This window comes from Rothia sp. HMSC072E10 (assembly GCF_001813965.1).
In the GTDB taxonomy this organism is placed as follows: Bacteria; Actinomycetota; Actinomycetes; order Actinomycetales; family Micrococcaceae; genus Rothia; species Rothia mucilaginosa_A.
Genome location: NZ_KV814491.1, coordinates 913,161 through 916,200, shown reverse-complemented (window position 1 = coordinate 916,200; position 3,040 = coordinate 913,161). Strand labels below are relative to the sequence as shown.

2 protein-coding genes are annotated in these 3,040 nt (G+C 54.8%); both read right to left on the bottom strand.

The annotated features are described in order from the left end of the window. The coding region (locus tag HMPREF2944_RS08880) for a DUF6531 domain-containing protein (protein WP_246826302.1) at positions 1–1,819 on the bottom strand (1,819 nt) is incomplete at its 3' end. A gap of 623 nt (positions 1,820–2,442) precedes the next feature. Beyond that, complete coding sequence (locus tag HMPREF2944_RS08875; RefSeq protein WP_049342976.1) at positions 2,443–2,727, bottom strand: pyrophosphorylase; 285 nt, start codon at positions 2,725–2,727, stop codon at positions 2,443–2,445. Positions 2,728–3,040: the final 313 nt, after the last annotated feature.

The following is a 3,040-nucleotide window of genomic DNA, read 5'->3' as shown; positions in this document are numbered from 1 at the left end:
GAATACCGGTCAGCAGACCACACTCGTCATACTCCAAGGAGACGGTAACGCCCTCAGGGCTCACCACACGCTGCAGCAGACCATCAGACCACTCAAAACGGGTCACATGACCGTTACCGTCGGTCATAGAAGAGGGGTTACGCTCAAAATCGCTGGCGTACTCGTAAGTCACCGTAGTCATCGGGCTTACGGCAGGGCTCTGAGCAGGCTCCTGCCCCGAAACACCCTCAAAAGTGCGGCCCTGGGCTTCAGCCTCCAGGCGGGCACGACGAGCCAGACGGGCGGCACGTCGAGCGCGCGGGTCCGTCTCAATAGCACTCATTGCCACGGAGACCACGCGGTCATGCTCGTCATAGGCGAAGAGGGTTTCAGCACCCTCATCGGTGACCTCACGAATAATGCGGCCGCGCTCATCGCTGTAGCGAGTGGTACGGGAACCATCGCGGTCCACCACACTCACACGGTTGCCAAAGTCATCGTAGGCATAGCTACTACGCCCGCCTTCCGCGTCAACAATAGCGGTCAGGCGTGCGTACTGGTCATTGACCCACAGGTTCGTGTAGGAGGCATCCTCATTCGAAACGTCAGTAATACCGTTCGGCAGGTAGCGGTAGCGAACACGACGACCGTATTCGGTGTCCTGTTCGGTAATGCGACCGGTCGGGTCGTAGTAGTTCGTTACTTCAACAGCACCGGTGCTAGCCACCACGCGGTGAATCAGGCCGGTAGCGTCGTGCTCATAACGGCGGGTACCGGCATCACCGTGCACAGCACACAGGTGAGTACGACCGTCAAGGGTGACGTACTCATAACGCACAGACTGGCCGCGTGAAGAATGGATAGCACCGACAAGGCCACCTTCGGTGTACTCCACGTTGATACGTGCACCGCGCTGATGTACGATAGCGCTAACGCGGCCCTCTTCATCGCGCAGGTATGCGACAGCAGTACCTGCTCCAGTGCTCATGCCCAGGTAAACACCGGTGAGGCTAAAAATGTGCTGGGTGCCAGAATTGTCAGAGATACGCAACAGAGACGAGGCATCGTAGCCCGTCGTGTGCAAAATATAGCGCAGGGAGGGGTCAGCAATAGAGCCCTCTTCACCCGTCAGCTGGGTGAGGGGCAGTTCTTCAAGCCACCATGCTTCACGCGGGGCACGAGCGTAGCCGTGGGTGCCGTCCTCACGAATCATTCGGTCGAAGGTGACCTCACGACCTTCAGGCATCGTCCAGACAGCATTCTCAGCGTTCAGCTGCACGCGGCTCTCAATATTCGAGGACCAGCCCGCGCCGAATACACCGGATACAGCGTGCTGACCGAACACGGTCACGCTGTTGTACATGCGGGTTACAGTGCAGGCAGAAACCACGCCGGAGAATGCCATGTCGGTTTCTTCTTCGATGAAGTTACCGGTTGCAACGTTTACGGGGTCGTTCACGTAACCGCTGGTAGTGGACATTCCTACTACAGCCGGCGCTGGAACTTCCAAATCATGGCGCTCAGTACTAACGCCAGCTGCGCTAATTGCACCTTCCAGAGTGGAATTGGCAACGGTAATAATCTGGCCTGAGCTACCGTACTGCTCAAAGGTATCGGCTACGATACCCAGCCAGGTCTTATCGTTGGCGTTCGACTTATTCCATGCTTCAAACGTGCTGATGAGATTTTCAGCATCGACGGAGCCCCACTGGCACTTAACCATAAACTCTGTGGAAAGGTTACGGAGCTTACCCGGCTCAGCATCAAAGCTAGTACCAAGGTTCGCCAAAGTATTGGAGAGAGCACGCACAGTCGAAGGGCGCGCCGAAGAAACAGTCATACTCCCTGAGCGGGTCTCAGTGCTCTCACGATGACCTAGCGATGTGGTGTCAATCGAGGTATCCGGCTTATACGATGTCGGCTTAGGCGGTTCACCTCCGAACGTTTCAACCCACCATTTACGGAAACCACCCAAGTCATGCTCATAGTGGTACATAAGGTCGCGGTTCTCATTTTCCTTATGAGCTGACTCTTTGAGGCGATCCACCACATCAGCCAGTTGACGGAAGATGCTGGCGATATCACGACCATCGCTAATGGTGGTATCAATATTTGCCGCCGCAACATCGGCGTAGTGACCTTTAAAGTCCTCCAAAGCTGTTGTCAGCGAGTTCTTCAGCGGAGGTAACGCACCGTCAATATTCTGCGCAACGGTGCGGCAGGCATTGGCAAGGGCATCCGACGTAGCATCATCGTACTTGACTTTTTCAGTATTCAGATTCATGCTCTGTTGTCTTTCGGTGTGGTTAGTACGGAAGTGTGGTGATTAAACACGTCCTAGCAAGCACATTTACTGCGCCTATATACGACGTGCGTTGAAGCCGAATAACAGAAAACGCCGTTTACCGCACACCGCCCCGTAGCCGGGGAGCGGGGCGGTAAACGGCGTTCACCAGGGAAGGCTTAGGCGCCGCCACCTGCCTGGAAAATATCGGTAGAAATCTGGTTGAGCTGCTCGCGCAGGTCGGTCAGTTCCTGGGTCAGGTTACGCAGGGTGTTTTCTACGCCAGGCCAGGTGTCATTGCGGAAACGCTCAGCCAGGGGGCCATCCCAGTTGTTGGGGTCCTTCAGCTGGTTACCCTGCTGGTTGAGGTTATTGATTTCGTTCTGCAGACCGCCATTGATGATGTTCTGGAGAGCAGTAATAGCATCCTTGGCTGCCTGCGATGAGAGTACGCGATCGGACACGATGATCCTCTTTCGTCGTTGAGTTGCCGGAAGATGTGCATTAGATACGCGAATATCAAATACGCACCGTTAGTGCTTTGCACCACCTCGAACATTACACTATTTCGCGATAAAGCGCATCTCCACGTCTTGGTATGAGACAAATTTTCCCGTAGTAGACACTGCACCAAAGTGTATACATGCACCTCCATCTATTCGCAGCAAGGGATTTCTCCCCCTAATGTATCCTTGGGAAGGTACGCCACCTGCCCGTGGCGCACTTCCGGATATTCACCAACCACATACGAAATGAGGACTTTCATGTCTGAAAAAC